We start from the raw sequence: 26,997 nt of genomic DNA, 5'->3' as shown, positions 1-26,997 counted from the left end.
AATGGTATGGACTCCCCTACACGCGAAAATCCATCGCACTATCCGATCGCGCCACTTATTTGAGCGCAACCGGCATCTATTAGTCGCTGTCTCCGGCGGACAGGATTCTCTGTGTTTAATAAAATTACTTTTAGATTTACAATCCAAATGGGGATGGCATTTAGGTATTGCTCACTGCGATCATCGCTGGCGCTCTGACTCCGAAGCTAATGCTGATCACGTCGAAAATTTAGCTAAAACTTGGGATACATCCTTTTATTTAGAAACAGCGAACGAACCTATAAATAGTGAAGCTGCTGCACGCGATTGGCGCTATCAAGCTTTAAGTGCGATCGCCAAAGCAAATAATTATCAATATATAGTTACAGGACACACGGCGAGCGATCGCGCCGAAACTCTCCTCTACAATTTAATTCGCGGTACTGGTGCTGATGGCTTACAAGCCCTAACTTGGCAACGCCCCCTAACTACAAGCATTATACTAGTGCGTCCACTATTAGAAATTACTCGTTCACAAACAGAGCAATTTTGTCAAGAATTTAAATTGCCAATTTGGGAAGATTCCACCAATCAAGATTTGCAATACGCCCGCAACCGTATTCGCCAAGAGTTGATACCATATTTGCGCGAAAATTTCAATCTCCAAGTAGAATCAGCCTTAGCCCAAACAGCAGAACTTCTCCAAGCAGAAGTAGAATATTTGGAAAAAGCCGCCCAGCAGTTACGGGAAGAGGCATTGGGCATGGGTGATGAAAAATTACCTTCTCCCCTACTCCCTACTCCCTACTCCCCACTCCTCTTACGCTTAAATCGTCGGGTATTGCAGAAAGCGCCATTGGCACTGCAACGTCGGGTGATGCGTCAAGTATTGCAGCAAATACTGACTGACGCACCTAGTTTTGAACACATCGAAAAATTAACGGCTTTAATTATAGCGCCCAACCGATCGCAAACTGATCCATTTCCTGGTGGTGCGATCGCTCAAGTAGAAGGTGATTGGATCTGTTTGAAATAGTTATTTAAAGTCTTTTTGTTATCAGGGACGATGCACATTATTAGTTTTAGAATTTTAAGAGAATATGCAGAAAGCCATGCAGATTGTCAGGAAACATTAAGCAATTGGTATAAGATTGCTACTAAAGCGAAATGGTCAAATTTAGTAGAAGTACAGCAAATTTTTATTAAAGCTGAAACTGTTGGTAACTTTACAGTATTCAATATTAAAGGAAATAAATATCGCTTGATTGTTAGTATAGATTATGAAGGACAGTTAATTTATATTAAGTATATTCTCACACATGCGGAATATGATAAGGAGAACTGGAAAGATGACCCTTACTTTTAATTCAGATAAATACAAGGAATTATTAACAGCTTATCTTCCCAAACTGATAAAAAGCGAACTTGAAAATGAGCAAGCTTTAAAGATAGTAGAAGATTTAATGCACCGGGAACGCACTCCAGAAGAAGACGAACTTTATCAGTTATTAATTACTTTAATTGAAAAGTTTGAACAGGAATATTATCAGCCAATCCAGCAGAATAATCCTGTATCTATATTGTTATTTATTTTAGATGAATCTGAGAAAAGTAGAGATGATTTAGTAGCAGTTTTAGGAACAGAAGATTTTGTTAATAATATTTTAAATGGACAAGAGAAGATAAATACAGAACAAGCGCGTAAGCTGGGAAATTTTTTTAATGTAGATTCTAGTTTATTTATGGAATAACTAAGCTTGTAGTTCGTAGTTGGGCTTTAGCCCGAAAAAAATAATAAGTTAGGGCTGAGGCTTGATCGCAAACCGATCCATTTCCTGGTGGTGCGATCGCTTAAGTAGAAGGCGACAGGATCTGCTTTAAATAGTTAGGAGTTAGAAATTCTCTTTAATTCATAACTCATCACTCCTAACTTTTAACTTGCTAAGACACTACTAATTGTGGCTGAGACATTAAACTTTGGAGAGTATGACGCAACTGAGCGATCGCTTGGACTTGATAATCACCAGTTTCCTGGAATTGTTCTAAAGATTCTCTAATTTCTTGTAGCTTCTGGCGTAATCCATCTAAAGAATCTTGAATTGGTTGTAGTGCTTCTTGATAAAGATTCACTCGACCACAGCATTCAGCAGTTGTTCTTCTTAGGGATAGCAAATTTTCCTCCATTGCTTTGAGTTCTTGGCGCTTTTCATCCAAATCGTGAGTTTGATTGTCAATCATTCCCTGATTTAGCTCAATACCAGAACGAATCTGATCAATTTCACGTTCCAGCTTTTGCACTTCCTGTGAACATTCTTGTCGCTGGGTTTCAAGTTGTAACAGAATCGGTTCTAAATTAACTTTATTACCCTCTTCTTCATCAACAACAGTATGTCCTTGTCGCCGTAGCAATACAGCTTGGTGTTGCTTGAGAAACTTTTGATGCTGTAACATATTTCGGCGTTGCCCCACCAAACTGGAGTTCAGCATCTGATACATGTCTTTTTCATCTGTTAATTCCAGTTCCAAATTGATATGGTCATGGTCAGATGCTTGGTTCAATTTATTTTGCAGTTCTTTTATAGCTTCTTCTTTATATTTCAATTCTTGTTCTTGATCGTGAACAAAGCTAGCGTCTATTTCTAACTTATACTGCAAATCTTGGACTATCTTTTGCAGTTCTTCTAAAGGCATTTTCTCTAAAGCTTCCACATTAGCTTGCTGGCCGAGAACTACACTACCAGAAGTTGCAGCTAAAGAGTGAATCTGTTGATATAACTCTTCGGCGTTTCGTAGCTGCTCTTTGATTATCCGAGCATACTCTTGCTTGCTGCTAAGGTCTGCTGTATTTATTTGCAATTGGGCTGTTTGCTGGACTAGAGAATTTTGTGCTTGTTGCAATGCATTTTGGCGATCGCTAAAGGTTTGTGACAAACGCTCCACTTCTTCTTGCTGTTGTGCGATCGCAGTTTTTTGCTCCTCCAATTTTTGCCAGTGCGGGGTAAGAGTCGCTTGCTGCTTTTCGACCAATTCAAAGGCTAGATGGAGGTGTTCTCTGACTGTTTCTGTGGGAGCAACACGATTAGATAAGCGATCGAGTAATTCACTCATTACTCGACTTTGCTCCTCATCTAAAACCGTCCCCTGCTGGAAATCCGCAAGACGTTCCTCCAAGCGGCGCTGCTCACCCCGCAAATGCTCCCAAGCGCCTTCCAATTCTAGGCGGTTGCGTTCAACTTCTGTTTGTAACCGTTCAATTTCCTGGCGGGATGTGTCAACTTCCTGTTTTTGCTGCTCCAGTTGTTGCAACTCATCCTCCATATTGTGCAACTGTTCAGAGCGTACTTCCATGTCCATTTCACGGCGATTCAACTCTTGCGCCTGAAACGTCAGCGATTGCTTCCACTGATCAATTTCATCTTCCTTGAGCTTAAATTTCTCCAATTGGCGGGAAAAATTCTGCAAAATGTTGACCAGTGGCCGCCCTGCTTCTTGAATCCGTTGTACTTGACGATTTGGATTCAGTTCAACCAGTACCAAAGCACCATCATTTAATTTGCTTGCCTCCTCGGCGGCGATCACTTCTTCTGACACAGGATTCCAATTCTGGTCAGTTCGCTGACAAGCTAGTAGTTTCAGTTCAGTTTTGCCACTGCCACTGAGTAAGCCACCCTTCTGTTTTTGTACTTCTGCTAAATACAGCACACCGTTAGTCCTTTATTGATGCACTTAAAGTTTATGTTTTGGGATATACCTTAAATAATTCTGTTAACTTGTCTCACTGAACCGAAGTTTAGGAGAACAAGACAGACAAAACTATAGACGCGAGATATTACGTCTTGATATTTATAAAAGTGAGTCAATCGCGCCTTTATATTTTGTACTGATGACAGTCATGATGACTTCCGTGTTAACACTAGCTTTGCCAAAGTGTATTACGAAAGATTAAACTTTATAGCTGAATCTATAGCAGTTCTCCTTTGGATGCAAAAGATCCTAGCCAATTTAAGCCCAAACCCATTTAAAAATAATATTAACGGCATTACAAGGAGTATTTTTTAGATAAATGCAGGGAAATTTAAATGAAATTGATATTTGCAGTATCCTGCAATTGATTGAGTTGGGACAACGAACTGGGCAACTATGGGTCAGAGCTACTAGCTCTCACCATAACAACAAACTGGGCAAAGAGGGAGCAAGCATTTATCGCCTCAAACAACAGTCTTGGTTCGTCTTTTTTCTCAATGGTCAAATTATCTATTGCCAAGAAGGTGAGAGTAGTTTATCCAGAATTAGCGATTATTTACGTCATTATCGAGTCGAGATGCGACTTACCGACAAACAAATTGCCTCCTTACCATCAACCGACGCGCCAGAGTATGCCTATCTGTGGGCGCTCTTGGAGCGGAATATTATCAATCCCAAAATCGCTGGTAGTATCATTCACGGCTTGGTACATGAAACTCTCTTTGACCTGCTGAGTTTACACCAAGGAAACTTCATTTTCCATCAGGGTGCGGCACTAGCCCCGCAATTAAACACTTTCGAGATTGCTCCATTTGTTACAAAAATTACCAAGCAGGTACAAGAGTGGAAGGAACTGTATCCACATATTCAGTCTCCAGAACAATTGCCAGTGCTGTCTGACAAAGTTCACCTACAATCATCGCTACCAGAAGCAACTGTAAGTAAACTACAACATTGGGCTGATGGTAAAACATCCTTGCGTCAACTGGCTCGCTATCTTAATCGAGACATTTTGACAGTCGCTAAGGCAATATATCCTTATGTGCAACAGAGTTGGCTACAACTAGTATATTCAGACACGACTAAAATAGATACCCACACTGTTGACGCGGAATTGAAGGGAAAACACAGGGGGCGGATAGTATGTATTGACGATGCGATCGCCATCGGTGAGACTATAAATTCCATCTTACAAGCACAAGGTTATGAAGCGATCGCTCTCACCAATCCTTTAGAGGCACTGAGTCTGGTTTTTAAACTCAAACCGGACTTAATTTTATGCGACATTGCTATGTCGGAATTGGAAGGGTACGAGGTTTGCGCCATGCTGCGACATTCAAGAGCATTTCGGCTCACACCGATTATCATGCTCACTGGTAAAGATGGATTTATTGATCGAGTCAAAGCTAGTATGGTCGGGGCAACAGATTATTTAACAAAACCATTTACAGACACTGAGTTACTTATGCTCGTAGAGAAATATATCAACAACCAATGAAAATAAGGCATTGGGAATTGGGCAGAATAATTTTAGATTATAAATTCTGGATTTGGGATTGAACAATCTAAAACCTAAAAGACGCTTAATGATTCGCTAACGCAAATTGAGGGTGTATGGAGCATATAAAGTGATCCAAGATTTGTTGATCTACTAAAAGATCAGTTAAAAGATGTTATCACAGAGTCAGCTACTTAGTGAAACGTCAATATCCCGGAAAATAGTGAGAACATACAATTAATTTATACAGTTAATACTTGCGGGGGAATCAAAGAATGTTCCAAATAGGAACGTCTACATCAGGGGGTAAATAGACACTTATGAGTACAGTTCTGATTGTGGAAGACAGTATCGCGCAAAGGGAGATGATTACAGACCTCCTGAAAGCGACTGGACTAACAGTAACCCATGCCAGTGACGGATTAGAAGCATTGGAGGCAATTCAAGTAGCACCTCCCGATTTAGTGGTATTGGATATTGTCATGCCCCGAATGAACGGTTACGAAGTCTGTAGGCGCTTAAAATCCGATCCAAAAACCCAAAATGTCCCTGTGGTTATGTGTTCTTCCAAAGGCGAAGAATTTGATCGCTATTGGGGCATGAAGCAGGGTGCAGACGCTTACATAGCCAAACCATTTCAACCAACCGAGTTGGTGGGAACAGTCAAACAACTGCTGCGAGGATAAGGACAAAAGCAATATGGTCAGCAAACCGGACTTTTTAAGTGGCAGTGGTCAAGATCATTTCCGACCAGAATTACAAGTAGAAAGTCCTGAAGGTGAGTTACATTTGAGGTTTTACATTCCCTCGCATCAGGAGTTTGCACTACAAGCAACTGGCATTCGGGAGGTAATTGAACTAAGTCCCGATAGAATCACCCCGATTCCTAATGCTTCTCCTTTACTTTTGGGTACTCTAAATTTACGAGGTCGAGTTATTTGGGTAGCTGATTTGGGTCAATTTCTTGGGGAAACAAGTGCATTAAACACGGATAGAGCTGAAATTTCGGTGATTGCCATTGAAGAGCAAGACACAATAGTGGGTTTAGCAGTAGAAGAAATTGGTGGCATGGACTGGTTGGATGTCCAGAATCTTATGCCACCAACTAGTGTTCCAGATACTATGGCTCCCTTTTTACGTGGAGAGTGGTTATTAGATACTAAAAACAAACAGTGTTTGCGACTACTCGATCAAATGGCAATTTTACGGAGTGCTAGGTGGGCAGGATGAAATTGGAGGAGGAAATGGCAGCAAGTATTGATAATTACGAGCCAACGTATCAACAGGCGATGACCGCCTATATTCAAAGGAATTATGAGGTTGCCGCCACTTTAGTTGACCAAGTGGTGCAAAATTTACCAAATGACCCCAATTCCCATTTGTTAAGGGGTCACATCTACTATGTTTTACAACAGTACGATGTTGCAAAAGAAGAATATCAAAAGGTATTAGGCTTGACTGACGATCAAGAAATTATTGGTTTTGCCAATAATGGAATTGAGAATATCAATCAATATTTACAGTCATTCAGTGGGGAAATTAATACATCAGATAGTCAAGAGCAAATCAATTCCCCAGAGATGTCTGATGCACTGGTAGATAGCAAACAAGAATTAGAAGATTTGGGCGCTAATAAGGATTTTGACAGTGATAACCTTGATTTGAACTTTTTTGGAGAGCATCAAGAAACTGTTAATAGCGTTATAGAAATATCATCAAAAAGTCCATTTGATATACCAACAGAAGATACTCTTGGAACAGGAAAAATATCAGATTCTTCTACAGCTTTTGGTGAAGATCCTTTTGCCTTCAATGAAGAACTACAGGAAGAATTAAATAGCAGTAATTTTGAGGATAAAACAGAATTAGAGTTGCCTGCTTTCTGGCAGGAAGATATATCAGAAGAGAACTACGAAGAATCATTAGTAAATAGTCAGTTTTCAGATAATCAGATAAATTCTGATGAAAATAATTCAGCTATTGACAATAATAACTATTCTTCTAATTCTAAAACTGGAAATAACGAGAATAATCTCCCTGATTTGTTGAGTGAACCAAAGTCTCCAGAGGTTAGTAATGGGGAGTATGAATATACAAAATCTAGTTTAGGAGACGAAACTTTATTTCTTGTTCAAGAAGAACTTCAAAATAGTTCGTCAACAAATAACAAGAGTCAATATGATCTGCCTGAAATCGAAGCACACAATGATTGGTTGAAGCCGAAAAAATTTGCAGAAGAAGCTTTTGTGCCTGATGCATCTGATGATTCTTCATCTTTTAGCAGCAATCTACCTGAAAAAAACAAACAGTTTAAATCAGGCGAAATCATCGGTAAAAATAGCTTTGATGACGATGATAATTTTGATATGGAAGCATTTGAGTCTGCCTTTGGCTCAGAGGGATTAAGCTCTTATGAAGACTCAAACAATATAATGAATGGAGAAAATTCTAAGAGCAATATAGAATTTTTAGATGACTTTGAGGAATTTGATGATTTAGGTAACATTCCAGGGTTTGATCTGCTCGAAGGAGATTCTAACTTCGGCGATCTAGCGATGAATTCTGCTTCATTAGAAACCAGTGGCAGTAAACGTTCTCCATCTGTAGAGGCTTCTGCGAGTAATGCAGCCAGCGATCGCGAAGAGGAACTATTCACAATGACTGGTTCCCATGAAGAAGTTCCAGTCTTTAGCCAAACAGATGTCTCAAAACTAGAACCCAATGTCAGCGTTGAGCAAGGATGGTTAGCACCATTAGAAAATGCCTCCATAGAAAGGAAGCAATGGTTAATTGCTGGAAGTGTGGGCATTGTCTCGGCGCTGGTTGTTGCCACAGTTAGCTTTGTTGCCACCACATTCTCGCCAGCCCAACAACGAGAATCAGTACGAAACACTGGTTGGGCAATGTCGCTTGCAGCCGGGATTGCAGGTTTTGCTACCGCAGGCGTCATGGGGAATCTTGCACTCAAACAAATTCGGCGCACAACTGATGATCTCCAAGCTCAGTTTGAGGCTGTACGTCAAGGAAACTTGAATGCTCAAGCCACAGTGTTTTCCGAAGATGAATTGGGCCATTTATCTACTGGCTTTAATGAAATGGCACGGGTAATTTTCACAACCACAAGTGAAGCCCAACGGAAAGCTGATGAACAAGAGGAAGCTAAAGAAAACCTGCAACGCCAGGTAATTCGCCTCTTGGATGATGTGGAAGGTGCTGCTAGAGGTGATTTAACAGTCCAAGCTGAAGTTACAGCCGACGTATTGGGAGCGGTAGCTGATGCTTTTAACCTGACAATTCAAAACCTGCGGGATATTGTGCAACAGGTAAAAGTGGCGGCGAAGGATGTGACAAAAGGTGCAACCAATTCTGAAACCTTTGCTAGAGCCTTATCTAGTGATGCTTTGCGCCAAGCAGAAGAGTTAGCGGTGACGCTAAATTCTGTACAGGTAATGACTGACTCGATTCAACGGGTAGCTGAGGCAGCGCGGGAAGCTGAAACGGTTGCGCGTGATGCTAGTACGATCGCTCTCAAAGGTGGAGAAGCAGTAGAAAATACCGTGGCGGGGATTTTGGAAATTCGAGAAACTGTTGCCGAAACCACTCGAAAAGTGAAACGGTTAGCGGAATCTTCTCAAGAAATTTCTAAAATTGTGGCGTTGATTTCCCAAATTGCTTCTAGAACAAACTTACTAGCACTCAATGCTAGTATTGAGGCAGCAAGGGCAGGAGAAGCTGGACGCGGGTTTGCGATTGTAGCAGACGAAGTGCGCCAGTTAGCAGACAAATCTGCTAAATCCTTGAAGGAAATTGAACAAATTGTGATGCAAATCCAAAGCGAAACAGGCTCTGTAATGACCGCGATGGAAGAAGGCACACAACAAGTAATTAAAGGTACAAAATTGGCAGAAGAAGCCAAGCGATCGCTCGAAAACATTATTCAAGTAGCGAATCGCATCGATATTCTTGTACGTTCGATTACCAGCGACACTGTGGAACAAACTGAAACTTCCCGCGCTGTCGCTCATGTAATGCAATCAGTAGAACTCACCGCCCAAGAAACTTCCCAGGAAGCACAGCGAGTTTCAGGTGCCCTACAACACTTAGTAGGTGTATCCCGTGACTTAATCGCCTCCGTTGAACGTTTCCGAGTGGAAACTACAGAAACCAGATAAATTGTCATTTGTCCTTTGTCCTTTCTTATTTGCTAATGACCAATGACTAATGACCAATGACCAATGACCAATGACTAATGACTAAAAAACTATGCTGCCGGAACAACAACAGCGGATTTTGGGTTACTTTATCGAAGAAGCCAGGGATCACCTGAATACTATTGAGCAGGGCTTGCTGAATTTAGAGGGTACCCTGAACGACCCGGAAATGATCAGTGAAGTCTTCCGGGCGGCTCACTCCATCAAAGGAGGAGCGGCGATGCTTGGATTGACTAGCATCCAGCATACCTCTCACCGTCTGGAAGATTGTTTTAAAGTTCTCAAAGATAATCCGGTTCAGATTGACCAAAAGTTAGAGTCTTTATTTCTCGGTGTATCTGATACCCTGAAATCACTGTTAGAGCATTTGAGCGGGCCTTATGGTCTTTCTGAAGATGCGGCTAATACTTTGATGTCAGAAACTGAGCCAGTCTTTCAATGGCTGTATCAGCATCTGGAACTACTTGTAGAACAAGCAAAAAGTGGATCAGATAGTACAAGCCAACTAAAGACAACCTCTGTAGAAAATGTCTCTACACTTACAGAAATTTTCCTGCGGCCAGATATTCTCAGTTTGGCAGAAGACACCCATCAGGAATCTCCAGAAATATTGTCGGTAGCGCCCCAAGAGGTGCGAAACGACGCTGCACTATCGCCAGTTACCGCCAAAGAAAATAATAATTGGGGCGAATTTCAAGCCCAGGTGTTGCAAAGACTGCGGGAAATGTTGCAATTGTTCAAGCAAACAACAACACCTTCAACTCGACAAAAACTTCAGGAATGCTGTTACCAGTTAGTCAGGCTTGGTGAAACTTGGAATTTGTCTAGGTGGTGTGGTTTGTGTCAAGCAGCAGCCAGTGCGATCGGCAATTCTGAAAATACTTATTTGACGTTAGCTAAAATTGTCATTACCGAAATCAAGCAAGCTCAAGAATTAGTCCTGCAAGGTAGAGAAGCTGAAATTACAATTAGTCAGCAACTAGAAGCACTTTTGAACTTTGCAGAAATTGAGTTGCTAGAAGTTACCACAGATTTGTTTAACGAACAGTCTGCGCCTTTGACAGAATCATCAACTGCGTCAGAGGTAATTTTATCTGGTAACACCGAGCCGTTAGTCATAACTAACCTAGCTCAGACAAGTGAAGAACTTAATCTAGAAGAAGATACGAGCGATAGCTACGCCAACGTCAAGGGCGATCGCGCTTATGTTCAACAAGGGACACAATTAAACGCTACTACTCACACTAGTCTTAGTTTTACCTCACATGACGAAGTACACCCAATCAGTAGCAATCTTGACCACAATGGCCCAGAAGTAGGAATAGCTGAGTTAAATACCCTTGCCGATTTATTTGACGGTAATACTCCCGAACTAGATGAAAGCTGGCATCAAGAAGAAATCTTAGATATTGCTGCTACCGATAATTTTGGGATTGATTTCAACAGCACAGACACTGAGGATGCTAATAGCGATTTATCCGATTTTCTCTCTTTTGATGAAGACACAAATAACGAGCAGCAGTCAACAACCACAGCCACGACAGAAGATTTATCCCTATTATTTGGTGAAAATTTCTTAGAAAAAGAGAATTCAGAATCGCAAAATCAACAAACATCTGCTACGACTTTAGAGTTAAGCGATATTAACGTACTTAATCTAAATTTAGATTCTTCTCAAGATTTACAAGAATTTATTCATACTAGTGATACAAACCTGCCTCCTGATGTCAACAACAACGATGTGGTTGAAGATGTATTGACATTGGCACTAGATGATGATATAGAACTATTACCTACAGGCGAAGTAACTCAACCAGAAACTGAGGCAAACGCCTCTGTAGAACTATCTACCAACGAACAAAACAATTTTGATAACTTATTCTTAGAAACTAGAAATGCAAATTGGGTAGAAGAAATTACCCCTAGTGACTACGTAGCATTACCCCAGGAAACAGGCTTGTCTCTAGATAGCCTATTTGCTGAAACGGAAGAACAGTCACTACTATCTACAAGCAAACCAGAAATTAGTGATTTATTTGATACATCTCCTGTAACAGCACCAGAGTTTTCTGAATCAGAAAATGATCTGAGCAACTTTTGGAACCAAGAAAGTACAGAGGAACAGGATAAATTTGATCCCTTAATTGAGCAAAATGTGGAAAAGGCTTTAGAGGAGAGTTTGTTTGCGGCAACTAGTGACATTTTTGCCGACAGTCAGCAGCCAATCCCTTCTCCTATAGCCATTTTTGACATAGAAGAAGATTTTGATATCAATTTCCAGGAGCAAGAGCAATTAGATTTGATATTATCGTCAGATTCTGGAGATGATTTCTTTGATGAGTTAGAACCGAGTAACTCAACTATTTCCCCTGCAATCAACGATCGCCTACAGCCTTCCGCGCCTGAAACGCCTTTGTTGGCGCAGTATCCAGGGGAAGAAATTATTAAGCGATCGCAACAACCAGAAGCTTCAGATTTTGTTCCAGAATTTACTAATCAGCCACCAGAAATATCTGCTGTTGATCTGGAACTTGATTCATTCAACCCTTTCGATGAAAACCCGCAGTTGCTGTTTGAAGATGTCGCTACATCCACTTATATTCAGATGGAAACCACAGATAATACTGTGGATGAACTCTCGGCTATAGAAAATATCAGTTTTGAAGAAAGTTCAGATTTAGCATCACTTCCATCACAGCAAGATGATTTGTTCGGTTTCGATGAAAATCCGCAACTGCTGTTTGAGAATGTCGCCACATCCACCTATATTCAGGTGGAAACCACAGATAATACTGTGGATGAACTCTCGGCTATAGAAAATATCAGTTTTGAAGAAAGCTCAGATTTAGAATCACTTCCATCACAGCAAGATGATTTGTTCGGTTTCGATGAAAATCCGCAACTGCTGTTTGAGGATGTCGCTACATCCACCTATAAGATGGAAACCACAGATGATCTGGATATATCGACTATAGAAAATTCTCTAGATAACAGTTTTGGAGAAAGTTCAGATTTAGCATCACTTCCATCACAGCCAGATGATTTGTTCGGTTTCGATGAAAATCCGCAACCGCTGTTTGAGGATGTCGCTACATCCACCTATATTCAGATGGAAACCACAGATAATCTGGATATATCGACTATAGAAAATTCTCTAGATAACAGTTTTGGGGAAACTTCAGATTCTGAGCCGAACAATAACTTAGAAACTGCTTTTGAGTTCCCAGAAAACACAGATGAAGATACAAATCTGAGTTTGGCAAATGATCTATTGTTTACAGAAACTGCTCTATTCGAGGCAGAAAACCAGGAAGAATTAGGAGAAAGTGCAACAACAATTGATACGCAAACGGTTATTCAGAAAGGTGTAGAAACCGATTTGTGGAATCTAGCAGAGACATCTGAACCTGTACTACTGTCAGAGGGCGAAAACGCTCTTGTTACCTCAATTGAAGAATTGGTAACGACAGAAAACGTTGAAGCAGTTACTCCAGAAGATGATTTTGCTGACTTGGAAGCATTACTAGAAGAGGAAGTACAACTTAACCCCAAAGCTAGGGAGATACCAGAAGTAGATTTTGCAGCCCTAGAAGAATTGCTAGGTACAGATAACGCCAGCGATGCCAACGACGAGCTACGCCAACGCCAGCCCTTCAACACTCAACCAGTCGCGAAAAATGTCATTCCATTACCATCTATAGATGAATTTGGTGACTTGGAGAAGTTGCTGGCAGAAGCGGATCAAACAATATCTCATTCACCATCAGTAAAATCTAACACTAACAAAACTACCCGTCCCTCTACTCGTCGAGCTGCAAGATTTGAAGAAACTATGAAGGTTCCAGTTAAGCAACTGGACGATATGAGTAATTTAGTTGGGGAGTTGGTGGTAAATCGCAATACCTTAGAGCAGGATCATGAACGGCTGCGACAGTCATTAGATAACTTGCTGATTCAGGTACAACAACTCTCGGATGTCGGCGCGAGAATGCAGGAGTTGTACGAGCGATCGCTACTAGAAGCTTCTCTATTAGCTGGACGCAAAAACAACGACTCCGGTTTACAAGCGGCTGATTCCAATGCCGATAGGGGTTTTAGCGAGTTGGAAATGGATCGTTTTACTCCCTTCCATACCCTGTCCCAGCAGATGATTGAACGCATTGTGCGAGTGCGTGAGTCGGCAAGTGACATTGATTTCGTTACCGAAGAAACCGAGCGCGTAGCAAGGCAGTTCCGCCAAGTAACCACCCAGCTACAAGAGGGATTAACAAGAGCGCGAATGGTGCCTTTTGCTCAAACTATTGATCGCTGGCGGCGAGGAGTGCGCGACAATGCCATCAAGTGTGGCAAACAAGTGGAATTGGTAATTGAAGGTGGCGATACTTTAATTGACAAGATGATTTTGGATCATCTCACCGATCCGTTAACTCACATGCTGAATAATGCGATCGCTCACGGTATTGAAACGCCAGATCAAAGGCAAGCTGTTGGAAAACCACCTGTAGGAATCATTACTATCCGCGCCTTCCATCAAGGCAACCAAACGATCATTTCTGTAGGCGATGATGGCGCAGGCATCGATTCCGCAAAAGTTAAAGCTAAGGCGGTGAAGATTGGCATGATTACAGAAGCGCAGGCAAAAGCCATGTCTCGCCTGGAAGTCTACGATCTGCTGTTCCAGTCTGGTTTTACAATCAAAGACCAAGCAGATGAAATTTCTGGTCGTGGTGTGGGTATGGACGTAGTACGCTCCGAAATTAGCGAAATTCGGGGGACAGTGAACACCGATTCTACGATCGGTAAGGGAACCACCTTCACCATTCGTTTGCCACTGACTCTGAGTATTTGTAAAGCTCTCTGCTGCGTCTCTGATCGAGCCAGAATCGCTTTCCCGATGGACGGTGTAGAAGATACGCTAGATATACCAGTCAAGAATATCCAGCATGATGCCAATGGGGAATCATTTATTTCGTGGCGTGATACGGTGCTACCATTCCGACCTCTGAAAGAACTTTTAACCTTCAATCGCCAAATCAGTCGCGGCAACGTCTATGGCGGCACTAGAGATGATGATATGGTTTCTGTGGTCGTGGTGCGATCGGCAAATACCCTAATTGCTCTACAGATTGACCTAGTGTTGAGCGAACAAGAAATTGTAATTAAGCAGTTTGAAGGGCCAGCGCCTAAACCCATTGGTGTCGCTGGTGCTACAGTCCTGGGTGATGGTCGGATTATGCCTATTGCTGACGTACTAGAAATAATTGACATCTTCCAAGGACGGATTTCTACACAAATTGGTGGCAATTCTTGGCAACAGAAAGGAATTCCTGTAGACACCTCTCCTGCGAAGATTGACCCGACAGTGCTAATCGTCGATGACTCGATTACAGTCCGAGAGTTACTCTCCTTAACCTTTAATAAGGCAGGTTATCGTGTAGAACAGGCGCGTGATGGACAGGAGGCTTGGGATAAACTCCGTTCTGGTCTGCCTTGCGATATCGTATTTTGCGACATCGAAATGCCCCGTTGCGACGGTCTGGAGTTACTCTCTCGCATTCAGAAAGACTCTAACCTCAACCACTTACCGATCGCCATGCTCACCTCAAGAGGTGCAGACAAGCACAGACAAATTGCAGCTCAACTCGGTGCTAGTGGCTACTTTACCAAGCCTTATCTCGAAGAAGCTCTACTTGAAGCTGCGACGCGGATGTTGAAAGGGGAGAAACTTGTTAGCACTACAGGTAATGTTTAGTAAGTAACCTGAGTTCGGGTTAAGCCAGAAGCTGAAAAGCTTATTCTGTCAGGATTGAATAAAGCTGGAAGTGATGAAAGCAAGGATAAAAGTGGAATCATTTTGTCAATAAGGTTCATAAATGAAACTAATCTCAACAATATGTATTATTGACAATAGATAAAAACAGAGCTTTAGACCGAACAACGATAAGTCAAGGCTTTTGAGGATTTCTTATCCCGAACTCAGGTTAAGTAATAAAAGACCTTGACAGGTTTACTGCAAGGTCTTTTACTTAAACGAGATAAAATTAAAATATAGCAACCGCCACAGCACTTAGGACAATAGTACACTGTGGCGAAAGTTTGCCTTTTCCAAATTGCTGTGCTTTGGTTCGTAGAACTTTTTGAAGATAATCCGAAAATATCTGAAAATATTGCCTAAATGGCAACATTGCTCTGCTGAGTTTAGGTATTGTCAGTGTTAAGTTTATCCATTGTGGATTCTCTACTCAGACTTATTTATTAATTACGTAAATCTTGTATAAAAAACTATAACTAACCTAGTTTTAGTACTGAATAACAAATTTGCACTTTTATCTACTCAACTTTATATATACAGGAGGAGCGAATTTGGTATACTAAATTCCTTGTATATACCAAAATCTACGTTAGAAGGAGAACAGAGTAAACATCTAAGCAAAAGAGAGTATAACGATGTAAAACTACATTATAACCTCTAATAACACTCATTTAGGCTGCAACTCGCCTTTGAAAGCGAAATATGTAGCTTTTCTGTAGTTGACTAGTGCTAGATTTAAGTTACTCTTAAAGCTGATCGTTTCTTGTAAGAATCTACCCTGACAGAAGTGTATAAAGATATAGTTAAATTTAGAAATTCTGTCCGAGATTTTTAATTTACAAACTGAATAGTTTGATACGGCACTCAAAAACCTGATCCACTACCCTAAACAAGGTAGTCAATTAACGACTCAATATCATCTGTCTGGTAATTGTATTGAATAGTTTACAATACCAATGGATGAGAAAATCTAAAGAAAATATAAAAGAAACTCAAATTACTGTGGTGTCTGGAGGACAAAAGTGTTTCTGAGACTAGCACATCAACATCGACAATTCGTCCAAGACTTGGTAATGAACCTGCAAGCCTTGGCCGTTGTATTAGAGCGGCGCGGGTATCCTGCATCCTGCTACACCTGTGGCGATCAAATGAATAGTGCATCGTTTATGGTTAGCCTGGGTGATAACCACCTGATTCGGTTTTTAGTGTCCGATTACGGCATTACTTGGACAGAAATGCGGGATGACCGCGAATTAATGAAGCTAGAAGGTGCAGAGGCGATTAGCCAATTAGACGACCTGGCTGATCTTGTAAAGCAATCCATGCAAACCGATACAGGCTCTAAAACTCTTGCCAAGAAGTATTAAGGTTCCAAAGGTCGATGGCAAATTAGAAATTGATCATCGTAATTGGTAATGGTGGCTTAGTTAGCGATCGCTCTTAACCTGTTCTCCATTACCATTAAGTGATTGGCCCGTGGCTAGCCATCGCATGTTTTTTTGTATCTGCCAAAACCTCACAAGCCGTATTCTAAGCCTTTAAATAGAAAATTGGTAAAACGCACAAGATAATTAGTAATTACTAATTCATAATTCATAATTAAAAGCCAGGTTCAAAAAACCTGCAACTATCAAGCAAGCAACTCCGTTTTCCTTGAATCTAAATTTATTTATATAAGGCATTTATGAATTATCAATTATGGATTATGAATTTTTAATGAATTTTCTCGCTGACACATCAACCAAACAGTTAAAGTCCATTGCCAATCAAAATAAAGGCTGCTCAGTAGTACGGGTGACTAAAATCACTAACTGAGGTAAAGTGGACATCGTAGCTTCTTACCCTCAAGTCCCCAATAATTAATGAGACTTGAGCTTGGCGTAAACGACATTTCTAAAGTTAACGCGATCGCCATTCCTGAATAAAACAAATGAATCTTCTGGTTTAAGCTTTTGTGCTTACAAGTTGCACAACTAAAAATTTAGGTAAAAACTTCCAGTCCTCTCCCTTGCTCCTCTGCACCCCTGCCCCCTTGCGGTCTCAACATGCAGATTAAATGATTATTAGCTTACCTACCACAAAGGCTGCATGAGTCGCTAAATGGACAATTGTATAATCACCCATTTGGGGTACAGTAACTTTGGGGCTAAAGGCATCGTCTAAAAGCTTCGTAGTTTCAGGAACCGCAGCTGCTAGACTTTCTACTTCTCGCATGCAAAAGGCAATCCAGCGAAAGCAACCTGTAGATTCCCAACTTTGATTTGATAATTACCTTTAGTAAAAGCATCGGCTAAAACCTGCAAAGCAGATTGTTTTGGGGTATTTTAAGTTAGTCAGGTTGGCAGATGTAATGTGATTGACAGCCAAGTGCTGCACTAGCCATTGTTTGCCATTATATAAAGCAGTTAAAGGAATATAGCGTAATATCAATTCTCCAAAAGGAGGCAACAGATATAAATCACGAAAGTCTTATGCGTAAATCAGAGTTTGTGTGCAATTAATTTTTATGCTATTCAATAATTTGGAAAATTTATTTATAGGTGCTGAGGAATTTGAAGATGTCAGAAGAAAAACCTAGCCAACCAAAACTACCACCAACCAGCGCCCTTGATAATCTATCAAGTCCTGAATTTGAGAATTGGTTTGAATATCCTGTCAGAGTGCAACCTCACCAAACTGATTATGCCGGTCTTGTCTGGCACGGTTCCTATATAGCTTGGATGGAAGAAGCACGGATTGAATGCTTGCGATCTATAGGGATTGAATTTGCTGATTTAGTCGCTATAGGTTGTGATTTACCAGTAGTAGAACTGTCGGTGCGCTATCACCGTTCAATAAAATTGGGTATGGCAGTGTTAGTAAAAACGCGCATGGCTGAAGTGACTGGTGTGCGAATCAATTGGGATTATGCCATTGTCTCGACTGATGGGCAACAATTGTACGTTACTGCTAAGGTGACTTTAGTAGCTTTAGATAGCGAAAGAGGTAAAATTATGCGTCAGTTACCGGCGAGTGTTAAGGATGCACTGGCTAAAATTTCAGCATTAAATAAAAATTGACCAATAAAAGTTGTAATTTCATATTTTATACTTCACCTTTCATTAGCAAAAGTAAAGTATATATTTTTACTTTCCAGTTTGGATCTGCGACAGTTTTTGAGCAAACTGCGTTACATAATGCCAAATATCTTGTGGAGTAATGCCAAAACTAATATTTAATAAAACAAGGATTGCCGCAATAGTTAATGCAGTACTCACGGTTGCTTTCAGCAATTTCCATAATATTATGAAGATTATCCAAGCTATAATCAACGTAATAATCATATATATTAATTCCTTAATAATTGTCCTTGTCTAAGAAGGTCTTTATTTAGAAAGGGTAAATTTTTATCTGAAATAAAAATTACTAGTGCTAAAGCTATTAGACCTAATTTGGAATAGATACTAAAGCTAAGATTTTTGTCTAACTGTGCCAATGCCATATTAGCTGAAAATGATCCAATTATTCGGGTAAAAGGCAACTTATTTGGCAATTTGGCAGAATTACTGGAAAGATTTTTTTGAAATTTATTGTATCAATAATCACAAGATACAAGAGTTAGATTAGGACTCCGATTTGATTTTTGAAAACATACTGAGACTGAAAAGGCTTTTGTCTCAGGGTTGCATTTGAAATTTTGTTCAAAAATAAGACAGGAGTCCTAATAGTTGCTAAAAAAATCTATTCGGCAACTAGTAAGATAATTACTGTATCAACTCGAAGGAGTCAAAAAACTTTCTGACATCACTGACTTGAGGATTTTTATCGCTTCCAACAAAGAGTATATACAACCGTTGATTAACAATAAAAACTCTACCCGTCATAAAAATTCCTTCTTTTTCATCCCACAGCTTCATTTCTATGCCAGGATATACACCTATAGTAATATTTTCCTGACTTAGTAATTTTTTCCCATCTTCTAATATTACCTTGTACAGCGAAATCCAATAATTCACTTGAAGGAATCTGAGTCACATCATTGTTAAAGTCAGCATAGCTAACCATAAACACATTTGTTTCATTAGTACTCAGATACATTTTTGTAGACTCAACAACGTCAGGCTTTTTATTTTGCTCTGGTGTGATATCTGAAATTTCCTCACCCGGCATGAGAATAGAGAATTGGCCGTCATCTGGAGAAAATTTTTTCCATTCTGATGCTGGTGCGATCGCACTTGATGTCGTGTTTGTAGTTGATAACCTAGAAGAAATGTTAGAGCGAGGTTGTAATTGGTTGGATGATTACTTTGTTACCCGTCCTGATATGCGAAAAGAAATTTGCCCTGAGAATAAATAGCCACGCTACACTTTATTAGGGTTGAAGAGAAAGTGCGATCGGTTTATTGTTGATGGGATAGAGTGTGATCGCATTTATTAGGTTTTGGGAATTGTGCGATCTCATTTATTGTTGAGAGGATGAAGTGCGATCGCATTTGGGTTGATGGGATAGAGTGCGATCGCATTTGTGATGTTAGGAAAGTGCGATCACATTTGTTGGGTTTGTGGATGGCGATCGCCTTTTGGTTTTTTGGAAAGTGCGTTAGCGCAGCTTAACGAAGTTATCGCTTTTGTTGGGTTTACGGGAGAGAGTGCGTTAGCGCAGCTTAATGAAGTTATCGCCTAAAACAGAGTTTTGCTTACCGCCACAACCACTCATGCAAGGATATAACATTTAGAATACTAACAATTAATCTGGGACTTTTGGCTTTTAAGCAGAGAAAATAAATGAGAAGTTGGCGGTGAGGAGTAATGCCGAAAAAAGTAAGAGAGTTGAAAGCAATGGTGTCAAAAGTTGGCTATATTCTTCAACCAGGAAGAGGTAAAGGAAGTCATACATATTGGAAGCATCCGTTATTACCCGAAGAACCCTTGACCATACCAGGTAAAGACGGCGATGATGCTCCGTTATATTTAGAAAAAAACATCCTACGGGTGCTGAAAAAACTGCAAGAAATGGAAAACACGGAAAACGAAGCAAAACAGGAGCCAGAAGAATGAACTATCACTACAGCATGGTAATTCAATGGTCGGAGGAAGATAGACTTTTTTTAGTACACTTACCTGAGTTCCCCTGGCAACAATTTCATACGCATGGTAGGACTTATGAAGAAGCAGCAAAAAATGGTCAGGAAGTAATTGAGACTTTTGTGGAAATGTTGAAAGAAGAAAACAAACCACTACCAGAACCGAGAATGCTTCCTAAAAAACCGTTGCAAGTTGCGTAAGTTAAGTGGGGGCTACGCATTTATTGTAGTTACGGAAGTGCGATCGCATTTGGGTTGATGGGAAAGAGTGCGATCGTATTTGTTAGGTTTGTGAGAAAGTGCGATCGCATTTATTAGGTTAATCCCAAACTGATGTGCGATCGCATCTCTGAATTTTTGGTTTTCTTCTGGTGTAACTCGTCTTGCCCTTTCAAAAGGAAACTCAGATTCCTGACTCATATTGTTGACACTCCCTTTTTGTCGCTTTTCTTGCACTAATTATCACAACTGGATTTAACCTTTAGCCTTCAGCCTAATGCTGAAGGCTAAACAGGAATTGGACAAGAAGCAGAAAATCTGCCTTTTGGGTATCTGAACTAAAGGTTTTTATCGCAGAGAAATTATCCGCGAGTGAGTTTCTAACTTTTCAGTCGCTGCTAAAACTTCTTGTCTTGCCCATTTATCTGCTGTCAAAATGTCATCTAAAGAGGGATTAGAACGGTTATCATTTTGATGGCGATCGCATACCCATTCGATACACCGGGGAATATCTAAAAACCGAATTTTTTCTGATAAAAATAAAGCTACAGCTTGCTCATTTGCGGCATTTAACACAGCTGGCATCGAACCACCAGCCTTACCCACAGCATAAGCTAACTGCATACAGGGATACTTTTGGTGATCTGGTTCACGGAAGGTTAAGTTTCCAGCTTTGACTAAATCTAGTCGTTCCCAGTTGGTGTAAATGCGATCGGGCCAAGATAGTGCATACAGCAAAGGTAAGCGCATATCCGGCCAACCGAGTTGGGCTAAAACTGAAGTATCTTGCAGTTCAATCAGCGAGTGAATAATGCTCTGGGGATGAATGACAATTTCGATATTGTCATAATCCAACCCAAACAGGAAGTGAGCCTCAATTACCTCCAGTCCTTTATTCATCAAAGTAGCAGAGTCTACAGTGATTTTACGCCCCATCGACCAATTAGGATGCTTGAGAGCATCAGCAACGGTTACATCTGCTAACTTTTCTACATCCCAGTCTCGGAAAGCCCCACCAGATGCAGTCAGCAAAATTTTCCGCAAGCCTCCCTTTGGCACACCTTGGAGGCATTGAAAGATTGCGGAATGTTCGGAATCGGCAGGGAGTAATTTTACACCATGTTTTTCGACTAGGGGTAGAACCACAGGGGCCCCAGCAATCAGAGTTTCTTTGTTTGCTAAGGCAATATCTTTACCAGCTTCAATAGCTGCGATCGTGGGTAGCAAACCAGCACAACCAACGATCCCAGTGACAACGGTTTGAGCATCGCCGTAGCGAGCTACTTCTATCACTCCCGCCTCACCAGCCAATAAAATCGGTTGGGGATCGAGGTCAATGATAGCTTCTTTGAGCGCTGGTAATTTATCTTCTGAGCAAATGGCTGCTATTTCCGGTCGAAACTGTCGAATTTGAGCAGCCAACATCTCTACATTGTTCCCAGCTGCCAATCCCACAATCCGAAACTGATCTGGGTACTGAGTGACAATATCTAAAGTCTGAGTACCAATAGAACCAGTGGAACCAACAAGAGTAATCGCTTTCACAATTGCTTAAGGATTTACAGACAACTCCCACTATAAATTGCCGGGGACTCTTTAATAACAGGAATCACTACAATCGATACACTGATGACGACGAGGAGAGACGCAGGGAGGGGAAGAAGGAAAATTTCTCTCTGTCTCCTTGTCTTTGTGCTTGCGCCAGCCCTAATCACTTAGTTTCAAGGTTTCATAACAGATAAATCTAAAAAAATGGATGAATATTTGCGATGATAAATAAAATTGTTCTAAGCTCAAATACTGTATAAAAATAAACTTGCACATTTGGGATGCTCCCAAAAATATGACCTTGCAGAAATATTAGCTTACCAAGCTAAATTTCCTTCTCAAAAAGATGTCAAATGGGTTCTATAGGAAAATTAATTTCGCTCTCTGTAATCTATGCGTTTCTGCAATTGGTTAAGAAAGAATAAAACCACAGAGGCGTAAAGAAGCCAATGCGTTGCAAAGCGAGTGTGGTCTTCTCCCAAGGGGAGACGCCAAGGGCGATAGCGCAGCGTTAGCGAGTCCGCGAGCGTCTGGGGGTTTCCCCCATGAACAACTTGCGTCGAGGTTCCCCCCGTTGTAGCAACTGGCGCAGCACAGAAAAATAAGAGTGCAAAGGTGTAAGTAATATTTAAGTGATCTGCAAAAACCTAGACTTTTTTTGATACTATTTAAGACCAGACTCTTGAAATATTGATTGACGTATGAGCAAAGGTACCCTGTTTGATAAAGTTTGGGACTTACACACCGTTGGTACACTTCCCTCAGGACTGACGCAATTATTTATCGGGCTTCACCTAATTCATGAAGTCACCAGTCCCCAAGCCTTTGCTATGTTACGCGAGAGGGGTCTAAAAGTGCTGTTTCCAGAGCGGACTGTGGCCACAGTCGATCATATTGTGCCTACAGAAAACCAGGCGCGTCCCTTTGCCGATAACTTGGCAGAGGAAATGATCGAGGCGCTAGAAAATAACTGTCAAGAAAATAACATAACTTTTTACAATATCGGTTCTGGTAGCCAGGGTATAGTTCACGTAATTGCTCCAGAACTTGGGCTGACTCAGCCAGGAATGACGATCGCTTGTGGAGATAGTCACACTTCCAGTCATGGAGCATTTGGTGCGATCGCATTTGGTATTGGTACTAGCCAAGTCCGAGATGTTCTCGCTTCCCAAACCCTTGCTCTTTCCAAACTGAAAGTCCGCAAAATCGCAGTTAACGGCACTCTCAACCCTGGAGTTTACGCCAAAGATGTAATTTTACATATCATCCGCTCACTTGGTGTTAAAGGTGGCGTAGGTTATGCTTACGAATTTGCCGGTACGACATTTGAGCAAATGAATATGGAAGAGAGGATGACTGTCTGCAATATGGCGATCGAAGGTGGTGCTAGATGCGGTTACGTTAATCCCGATCAAGTCACCTACGATTACCTCAAAGGCAGGGATTTTGCACCCATTGATGCAGATTGGGACAAAGCAGTAGCTTGGTGGGAATCCATCAAAAGTGATGCTGATGCTGAGTACGATGATATAGTGCTATTCAACGCTGCCGAAATTTCTCCTACCGTCACCTGGGGGATTACTCCAGGTCAAGGTATCGGTGTCAACCAGTCAGTGCCTCAACCTGAAGAACTGCTAGAAGAAGACCGATTTATTGCCGAAGAAGCTTACCGCTACATGGATTTATATCCTGGTCAGCCGATCAAAGGCACTAAAATAGATGTCTGCTTTATTGGTAGTTGCACCAACGGCAGAATTACTGATTTGCGAGAAGCGGCAAAAATCGCCAAAGGTCGCCACGTTGCAGAAGGAATCAAAGCTTTTGTTGTCCCAGGTTCTGAAAGGGTAAAGGAAGAAGCGGAAGCTGAAGGACTAGATAAAATCTTTCAGGAAGCCGGATTTGAATGGCGGGAACCGGGATGTTCCATGTGCCTAGCGATGAACCCCGATAAACTGCAAGGAAGACAAATCAGTGCCTCCTCCTCCAACCGCAACTTTAAAGGAAGACAGGGTTCCTCTTCCGGTCGTACATTATTAATGAGTCCGGCGATGGTCGCCACAGCTGCCATTAAAGGCGAAGTCTCTGATGTGCGCGAGTTACTGTAACCCATCTTGTAACAAAGAAAACTCTTTTAAACTTTCTTTTCTTTCCTTTGCGTCCTACCCTTCGGGAAGCCACTTCGTGTCTATGCGTTCTTTGCGGTTCGTTTCTTATAAAAATTATGGTGAGTGAAGTTAAAACAGTTTCAGGGCGCGGTATCCCCTTAGTGGGTAATGATATAGATACCGATCGCATCATTCCCGCGCGATATTTGAAAGCCGTTACCTTTGATGGGTTAGGTGAAGGCGCGTTTATTGATGACCGGACAGCACTTAAAGGTGAACATCCCTTTGACCAACCCCAGTACCAAGGGGCGAATATTTTAATAGTCAACCGTAACTTTGGCTGTGGTTCATCACGGGAACATGCACCTCAAGCGATCGCAAAATGGGGAATCCAAGCTTTAATCGGTGAAAGTTTTGCCGAAATCTTTTTCGGTAACTGTGTGGCAATGGGTATACCTTGTGTAACAGCCGATGCTGTTACTGTCAAACAATTACAAGATTTAGTGGCTGCTAATCCCCAAGCTGACGTAACAGTGAATCTGGAAACTTTGCAAGTACAAATTAGTGATTACACTGCCCCAGTTGCGATCGGTGAAGGGACAAGAAGCACATTTCTTTCTGGAACTTGGGACGCTTGCGGTCAGTTGGTAGCCAATGCTGACCAAGTTCGGGTAACGGCAGCAAAATTACCTTACGTAGGTTGGGGCAATTTTGCTGCAAGTTAGGATTTCCTTATTCTCTGGTTATCAGCCAGGGAATAAGGCACTTCCAAATAAAAAATATACTATCACTGTAGAGGCAGAGGGGCAGGGAGCAGGGAGCAGGGGGAGCAGAAATCGTGGTAAAGTCGAGAAATTGGATGATTTATTTTTTGAAGTTCCCTAAGAAAATGCCAAAAATTTTATAACCTCCATAAAAACATCAAAAATTGAAGCTTTTCGTGCTTGCAAAGAGCAATTCACCGCAAGCACAATGGAATATTCGGCAAGATGCCCACTCTACAAAATTGGATAATTTATTTTGTTGGAAATCCCTAATTCACAATCCCAAGCACACTAGCTCTGTTGAGCAACGCCAAGAAAAGCAATTTCCTCAACATTCAATACATTCAACGTGAACTGATCCCGCGTAATGGTGTAATTGTTGGAGCTGCCTAGAATGGTATAATCACTTTTGAAATCAGGCAAAATTAGCTTATCTGATCCCGATTCACCATTGATAGTGGCATTACCGTAACCAACATCAAATGTGTCGGAGCCACCTCCACCCTTAATCAAGACATCGGCAATAACACCTCCTTGGCCTAAAACGGGATTACCGTTAGCATCAATTCGACGAGCTTTGAAGTAATCGTTACCGTTTCTACCATCAATGGTGCCACCTTGGATACCAATGCTGGTGCCATAGCCAGTAAGGGTATCTAAGCCATCGCCTAATTTTATGATGCCACCGTTAACAATGCCTATACCTTCACCGGGCCCAAGCTCCCCAAAAGGGGTATCGTAGCTCCCTTTACCGCCCTTGCCGATACCAGTAATAGAATCGTTTCCTTGCCCTGCATCGATCACGCTACCCTTGCTGTTAGAGATGCCTATACCCCTACCTGCATTGAATGATCTAAAAGGTTCTAAACTTGCATTACTGCCGTTGCCGACACCAGTAATAGAATCATTTCCTTTCCCTCCACTAATCACGCTAGCACCACTGTTGAAGATGCCTGTACCATCTTCTCCAGTTCCACCATTTCCAGTTCCCTTAATAGAATCGTTCCCTTCTCCTCCATTAATATTGCTGCTGTCAGTGTTAGAGATTCCTACAGCAGGCCCCTCAAATACTGCAATTCCAGTTCCCTCGATAGAGTCGTCCCCTAATCCTCCATCAATGCGGCTATTCTGAGTATTATTGATGCCTGTAGCAGGTTTAAGGTCATCATTGGATACCTCGGCTCCCTTTCCGGTTCCGAAGATTAAATCTTTTCCATCTCCTCCATTAATGTAGCCGCCCTGAGTGTTAGAGATACCTATACCGCGTGCAGTCTCACCTCGATAGCCCTCACCGGCAGTGCCAGTGCCCTTGATACTATCGTCTCCTATCCCTGCATTGATAGTGCCAGTGTTAGCAATGCCTGTGCCTGCGCTAAAATTGAAAGTCTCGTTACTGCCGGTGCTAGTACCCTGGATAGTGTCATTACCTGCTTGAGTATCAATGATTCCCTTTTTTTGAACCTCAATTCCAATTGCTGGGAATGCATTATCCTCTTGTCCTATTACAAGATCGGAACCAGAAGTCCCTATGAATGGGGGTAAAGAAACGATTAGTCTGGGCATAATATAATTTTCCGCAATTGTGTGTGATGAAGTTTTAATCTCTGAAAGTCTTGCTCTTTGAGGAATAATTCTCTAAGTCAGAATTTCAGTAGATCGAAAAGTTTTGATATCCCCTTAAAGATGCGGGGTAAGCAACTATTCTGCTAACCATGACCTGACCATTGGGATTAAGAGAAGATTTGTGGCAAATAATACTTTATAAGCAGTAGTTTATAAACAACGGTTAGGCAATACCAGATCAAGTAAACGATATATTAATGTTCCTCAACCTAGTTAGTAACTGTTTAGTTTACGTTGGGCGCACAAACTTTATGCAGAACCTAGCAATTTTTTATAAAAGTTCATAAAAATGCTGCATAAGTCTTTTTTATATTTCTGAGAATAGATATACCTTTTTTACCGATGTGCAGAGATTATAGGCTTATTCGTCAATATCCTTTCCTCAACCCAACCTTGTATCTTAGAAATAGTAGTAGACCGTCCCAACCCCC

At 41.3% G+C, this 26,997-nt stretch carries 22 protein-coding genes and 1 pseudogene; 16 read left to right on the top strand and 7 right to left on the bottom strand.

Annotated features, from left to right (window positions below; all coding sequences use genetic code 11):
* Position 1: 1 nt before the first annotated feature.
* From tilS to RMZ43_RS26355, 3 genes are read left to right on the top strand one after another with little or no spacing between them, the layout of a single operon-like run.
* Complete coding sequence (gene tilS / locus RMZ43_RS26365; protein WP_322648226.1) at positions 2–1,015, top strand: tRNA lysidine(34) synthetase TilS; 1,014 nt, start codon at positions 2–4, stop codon at positions 1,013–1,015.
* Positions 1,016–1,045: 30 nt separating this feature from the next.
* Positions 1,046–1,345, top strand: coding sequence for a type II toxin-antitoxin system HigB family toxin (locus RMZ43_RS26360; protein ID WP_322648227.1), 300 nt, complete (start codon positions 1,046–1,048; stop codon positions 1,343–1,345).
* The gene (locus tag RMZ43_RS26355; protein ID WP_322648228.1) at positions 1,329–1,730 is read left to right on the top strand and encodes a helix-turn-helix domain-containing protein; all 402 of its coding nucleotides are present in this window, start codon (positions 1,329–1,331) and stop codon (positions 1,728–1,730) included. Before RMZ43_RS26360 ends, RMZ43_RS26355 begins: the two co-directional genes overlap by 17 nt.
* 190 nt (positions 1,731–1,920) lie before the next feature.
* Here the strand turns inward: RMZ43_RS26355 and hmpF are convergent, their stop codons facing one another.
* Positions 1,921–3,681 carry a pilus motility taxis protein HmpF gene (hmpF, locus tag RMZ43_RS26350; RefSeq protein ID WP_322648229.1) on the bottom strand — a complete coding sequence of 587 codons (1,761 nt, stop codon included), beginning with the start codon at positions 3,679–3,681 and terminating at the stop codon, positions 1,921–1,923.
* 361 nt (positions 3,682–4,042) lie between these two features.
* On the opposite strand from hmpF, the gene RMZ43_RS26345 reads away from it, so the two are divergent.
* The 6 genes from RMZ43_RS26345 (at position 4,043) to RMZ43_RS26320 (ending at position 16,611) form a co-directional block, all read left to right on the top strand.
* Complete coding sequence (locus RMZ43_RS26345) at positions 4,043–5,221, top strand: response regulator (RefSeq protein WP_322648230.1); 1,179 nt, start codon at positions 4,043–4,045, stop codon at positions 5,219–5,221.
* 320 nt (positions 5,222–5,541) lie between these two features.
* Positions 5,542–5,907: a response regulator transcription factor gene (locus RMZ43_RS26340; protein WP_012412195.1), complete on the top strand. Its 366-nt coding sequence runs from the start codon at positions 5,542–5,544 to the stop codon at positions 5,905–5,907.
* A gap of 13 nt (positions 5,908–5,920) precedes the next feature.
* A complete protein-coding gene (locus RMZ43_RS26335; protein ID WP_109007276.1) occupies positions 5,921–6,451 on the top strand; it encodes a chemotaxis protein CheW in 531 nt (176 codons plus the stop codon).
* Positions 6,452–6,465: 14 nt separating this feature from the next.
* Positions 6,466–9,393: a methyl-accepting chemotaxis protein gene (locus tag RMZ43_RS26330; RefSeq protein WP_322652568.1), complete on the top strand. Its 2,928-nt coding sequence runs from the start codon at positions 6,466–6,468 to the stop codon at positions 9,391–9,393.
* A gap of 91 nt (positions 9,394–9,484) precedes the next feature.
* Positions 9,485–15,184 carry a hybrid sensor histidine kinase/response regulator gene (locus RMZ43_RS26325; RefSeq protein ID WP_322652569.1) on the top strand — a complete coding sequence of 1,900 codons (5,700 nt, stop codon included), beginning with the start codon at positions 9,485–9,487 and terminating at the stop codon, positions 15,182–15,184.
* Between the two features lie 1,082 nt (positions 15,185–16,266).
* Entirely contained in the window at positions 16,267–16,611 is a 345-nt protein-coding gene (locus tag RMZ43_RS26320) for a DUF1815 family protein (RefSeq protein WP_100898754.1), read from the top strand.
* Positions 16,612–17,311: 700 nt separating this feature from the next.
* Here RMZ43_RS26320 and RMZ43_RS26315 read toward each other — a convergent pair.
* Positions 17,312–17,668 (bottom strand): annotated as a pseudogene (locus RMZ43_RS26315) (CHAT domain-containing protein); the annotation flags it as partial.
* Positions 17,669–17,802: 134 nt separating this feature from the next.
* On the opposite strand from RMZ43_RS26315, the gene RMZ43_RS26310 reads away from it, so the two are divergent.
* Positions 17,803–18,303: an acyl-CoA thioesterase gene (locus tag RMZ43_RS26310; RefSeq protein WP_322652570.1), complete on the top strand. Its 501-nt coding sequence runs from the start codon at positions 17,803–17,805 to the stop codon at positions 18,301–18,303.
* Positions 18,304–18,369: 66 nt separating this feature from the next.
* Here the strand turns inward: RMZ43_RS26310 and RMZ43_RS26305 are convergent, their stop codons facing one another.
* Both RMZ43_RS26305 and RMZ43_RS26300 read right to left on the bottom strand, forming a co-directional pair.
* Entirely contained in the window at positions 18,370–18,567 is a 198-nt protein-coding gene (locus RMZ43_RS26305; protein ID WP_322652571.1) for a hypothetical protein, read from the bottom strand.
* 420 nt (positions 18,568–18,987) lie between these two features.
* The gene (locus tag RMZ43_RS26300; protein ID WP_322648236.1) at positions 18,988–19,239 is read right to left on the bottom strand and encodes a hypothetical protein; all 252 of its coding nucleotides are present in this window, start codon (positions 19,237–19,239) and stop codon (positions 18,988–18,990) included.
* Positions 19,240–19,391: 152 nt separating this feature from the next.
* On the opposite strand from RMZ43_RS26300, the gene RMZ43_RS26295 reads away from it, so the two are divergent.
* The 4 genes from RMZ43_RS26295 (at position 19,392) to RMZ43_RS26280 (ending at position 20,508) form a co-directional block, all read left to right on the top strand.
* Positions 19,392–19,580: a hypothetical protein gene (locus RMZ43_RS26295; RefSeq protein WP_322652572.1), complete on the top strand. Its 189-nt coding sequence runs from the start codon at positions 19,392–19,394 to the stop codon at positions 19,578–19,580.
* Between the two features lie 168 nt (positions 19,581–19,748).
* Positions 19,749–19,907 (top strand): hypothetical protein, encoded by a 159-nt coding sequence (locus RMZ43_RS26290; RefSeq protein WP_322652573.1) that lies wholly within the window; start codon positions 19,749–19,751, stop codon positions 19,905–19,907.
* Between the two features lie 125 nt (positions 19,908–20,032).
* A complete protein-coding gene (locus RMZ43_RS26285) occupies positions 20,033–20,281 on the top strand; it encodes a type II toxin-antitoxin system HicA family toxin (protein WP_322648239.1) in 249 nt (82 codons plus the stop codon).
* Positions 20,278–20,508 (top strand): type II toxin-antitoxin system HicB family antitoxin, encoded by a 231-nt coding sequence (locus RMZ43_RS26280; protein WP_096575287.1) that lies wholly within the window; start codon positions 20,278–20,280, stop codon positions 20,506–20,508. Before RMZ43_RS26285 ends, RMZ43_RS26280 begins: the two co-directional genes overlap by 4 nt.
* Positions 20,509–20,520: 12 nt before the next feature.
* Here the strand turns inward: RMZ43_RS26280 and RMZ43_RS26275 are convergent, their stop codons facing one another.
* Together RMZ43_RS26275 and dxr are read right to left on the bottom strand one after the other, a co-directional pair.
* Positions 20,521–20,727: a hypothetical protein gene (locus tag RMZ43_RS26275; protein WP_322648240.1), complete on the bottom strand. Its 207-nt coding sequence runs from the start codon at positions 20,725–20,727 to the stop codon at positions 20,521–20,523.
* 147 nt (positions 20,728–20,874) lie between these two features.
* Entirely contained in the window at positions 20,875–22,071 is a 1,197-nt protein-coding gene (gene dxr, locus RMZ43_RS26270) for a 1-deoxy-D-xylulose-5-phosphate reductoisomerase (protein ID WP_322652574.1), read from the bottom strand.
* Between the two features lie 704 nt (positions 22,072–22,775).
* Here dxr and leuC point away from each other — a divergent pair.
* Positions 22,776–24,179 (top strand): 3-isopropylmalate dehydratase large subunit, encoded by a 1,404-nt coding sequence (leuC, locus tag RMZ43_RS26265; RefSeq protein ID WP_322648242.1) that lies wholly within the window; start codon positions 22,776–22,778, stop codon positions 24,177–24,179.
* Positions 24,180–24,295: 116 nt separating this feature from the next.
* The gene (gene leuD, locus RMZ43_RS26260) at positions 24,296–24,904 is read left to right on the top strand and encodes a 3-isopropylmalate dehydratase small subunit (RefSeq protein WP_322648243.1); all 609 of its coding nucleotides are present in this window, start codon (positions 24,296–24,298) and stop codon (positions 24,902–24,904) included.
* Positions 24,905–25,234: 330 nt separating this feature from the next.
* Here the strand turns inward: leuD and RMZ43_RS26255 are convergent, their stop codons facing one another.
* Positions 25,235–26,506 carry a hypothetical protein gene (locus tag RMZ43_RS26255; RefSeq protein ID WP_322652575.1) on the bottom strand — a complete coding sequence of 424 codons (1,272 nt, stop codon included), beginning with the start codon at positions 26,504–26,506 and terminating at the stop codon, positions 25,235–25,237.
* Positions 26,507–26,997: the final 491 nt, after the last annotated feature.

The sequence above is a fragment of the Nostoc sp. CmiVER01 genome, assembly GCF_034531135.2.
In the GTDB taxonomy this organism is placed as follows: domain Bacteria; phylum Cyanobacteriota; class Cyanobacteriia; order Cyanobacteriales; family Nostocaceae; genus Nostoc.
This window is presented reverse-complemented; position numbering and strand designations above follow the sequence as displayed.

Coding starts and splice junctions, on each gene's coding strand:
- RMZ43_RS26310 (WP_322652570.1), top strand. CDS start 17,803: ATGTCAGAAGAAAAACCTAGCCAACCAAAACTACCACCAACCAGCGCC.
- RMZ43_RS26345 (WP_322648230.1), top strand. CDS start 4,043: ATGCAGGGAAATTTAAATGAAATTGATATTTGCAGTATCCTGCAATTG.
- RMZ43_RS26360 (WP_322648227.1), top strand. CDS start 1,046: ATGCACATTATTAGTTTTAGAATTTTAAGAGAATATGCAGAAAGCCAT.
- leuD (WP_322648243.1), top strand. CDS start 24,296: ATGGTGAGTGAAGTTAAAACAGTTTCAGGGCGCGGTATCCCCTTAGTG.
- RMZ43_RS26325 (WP_322652569.1), top strand. CDS start 9,485: ATGCTGCCGGAACAACAACAGCGGATTTTGGGTTACTTTATCGAAGAA.
- RMZ43_RS26355 (WP_322648228.1), top strand. CDS start 1,329: ATGACCCTTACTTTTAATTCAGATAAATACAAGGAATTATTAACAGCT.
- leuC (WP_322648242.1), top strand. CDS start 22,776: ATGAGCAAAGGTACCCTGTTTGATAAAGTTTGGGACTTACACACCGTT.
- RMZ43_RS26280 (WP_096575287.1), top strand. CDS start 20,278: ATGAACTATCACTACAGCATGGTAATTCAATGGTCGGAGGAAGATAGA.
- RMZ43_RS26305 (WP_322652571.1), bottom strand. CDS start 18,567: ATGATTATTACGTTGATTATAGCTTGGATAATCTTCATAATATTATGG.
- RMZ43_RS26285 (WP_322648239.1), top strand. CDS start 20,033: ATGCCGAAAAAAGTAAGAGAGTTGAAAGCAATGGTGTCAAAAGTTGGC.
- tilS (WP_322648226.1), top strand. CDS start 2: ATGGTATGGACTCCCCTACACGCGAAAATCCATCGCACTATCCGATCG.
- RMZ43_RS26335 (WP_109007276.1), top strand. CDS start 5,921: ATGGTCAGCAAACCGGACTTTTTAAGTGGCAGTGGTCAAGATCATTTC.
- RMZ43_RS26275 (WP_322648240.1), bottom strand. CDS start 20,727: ATGAGTCAGGAATCTGAGTTTCCTTTTGAAAGGGCAAGACGAGTTACA.
- RMZ43_RS26330 (WP_322652568.1), top strand. CDS start 6,466: ATGGCAGCAAGTATTGATAATTACGAGCCAACGTATCAACAGGCGATG.
- RMZ43_RS26340 (WP_012412195.1), top strand. CDS start 5,542: ATGAGTACAGTTCTGATTGTGGAAGACAGTATCGCGCAAAGGGAGATG.
- RMZ43_RS26295 (WP_322652572.1), top strand. CDS start 19,392: ATGAGAATAGAGAATTGGCCGTCATCTGGAGAAAATTTTTTCCATTCT.
- RMZ43_RS26255 (WP_322652575.1), bottom strand. CDS start 26,506: ATGCCCAGACTAATCGTTTCTTTACCCCCATTCATAGGGACTTCTGGT.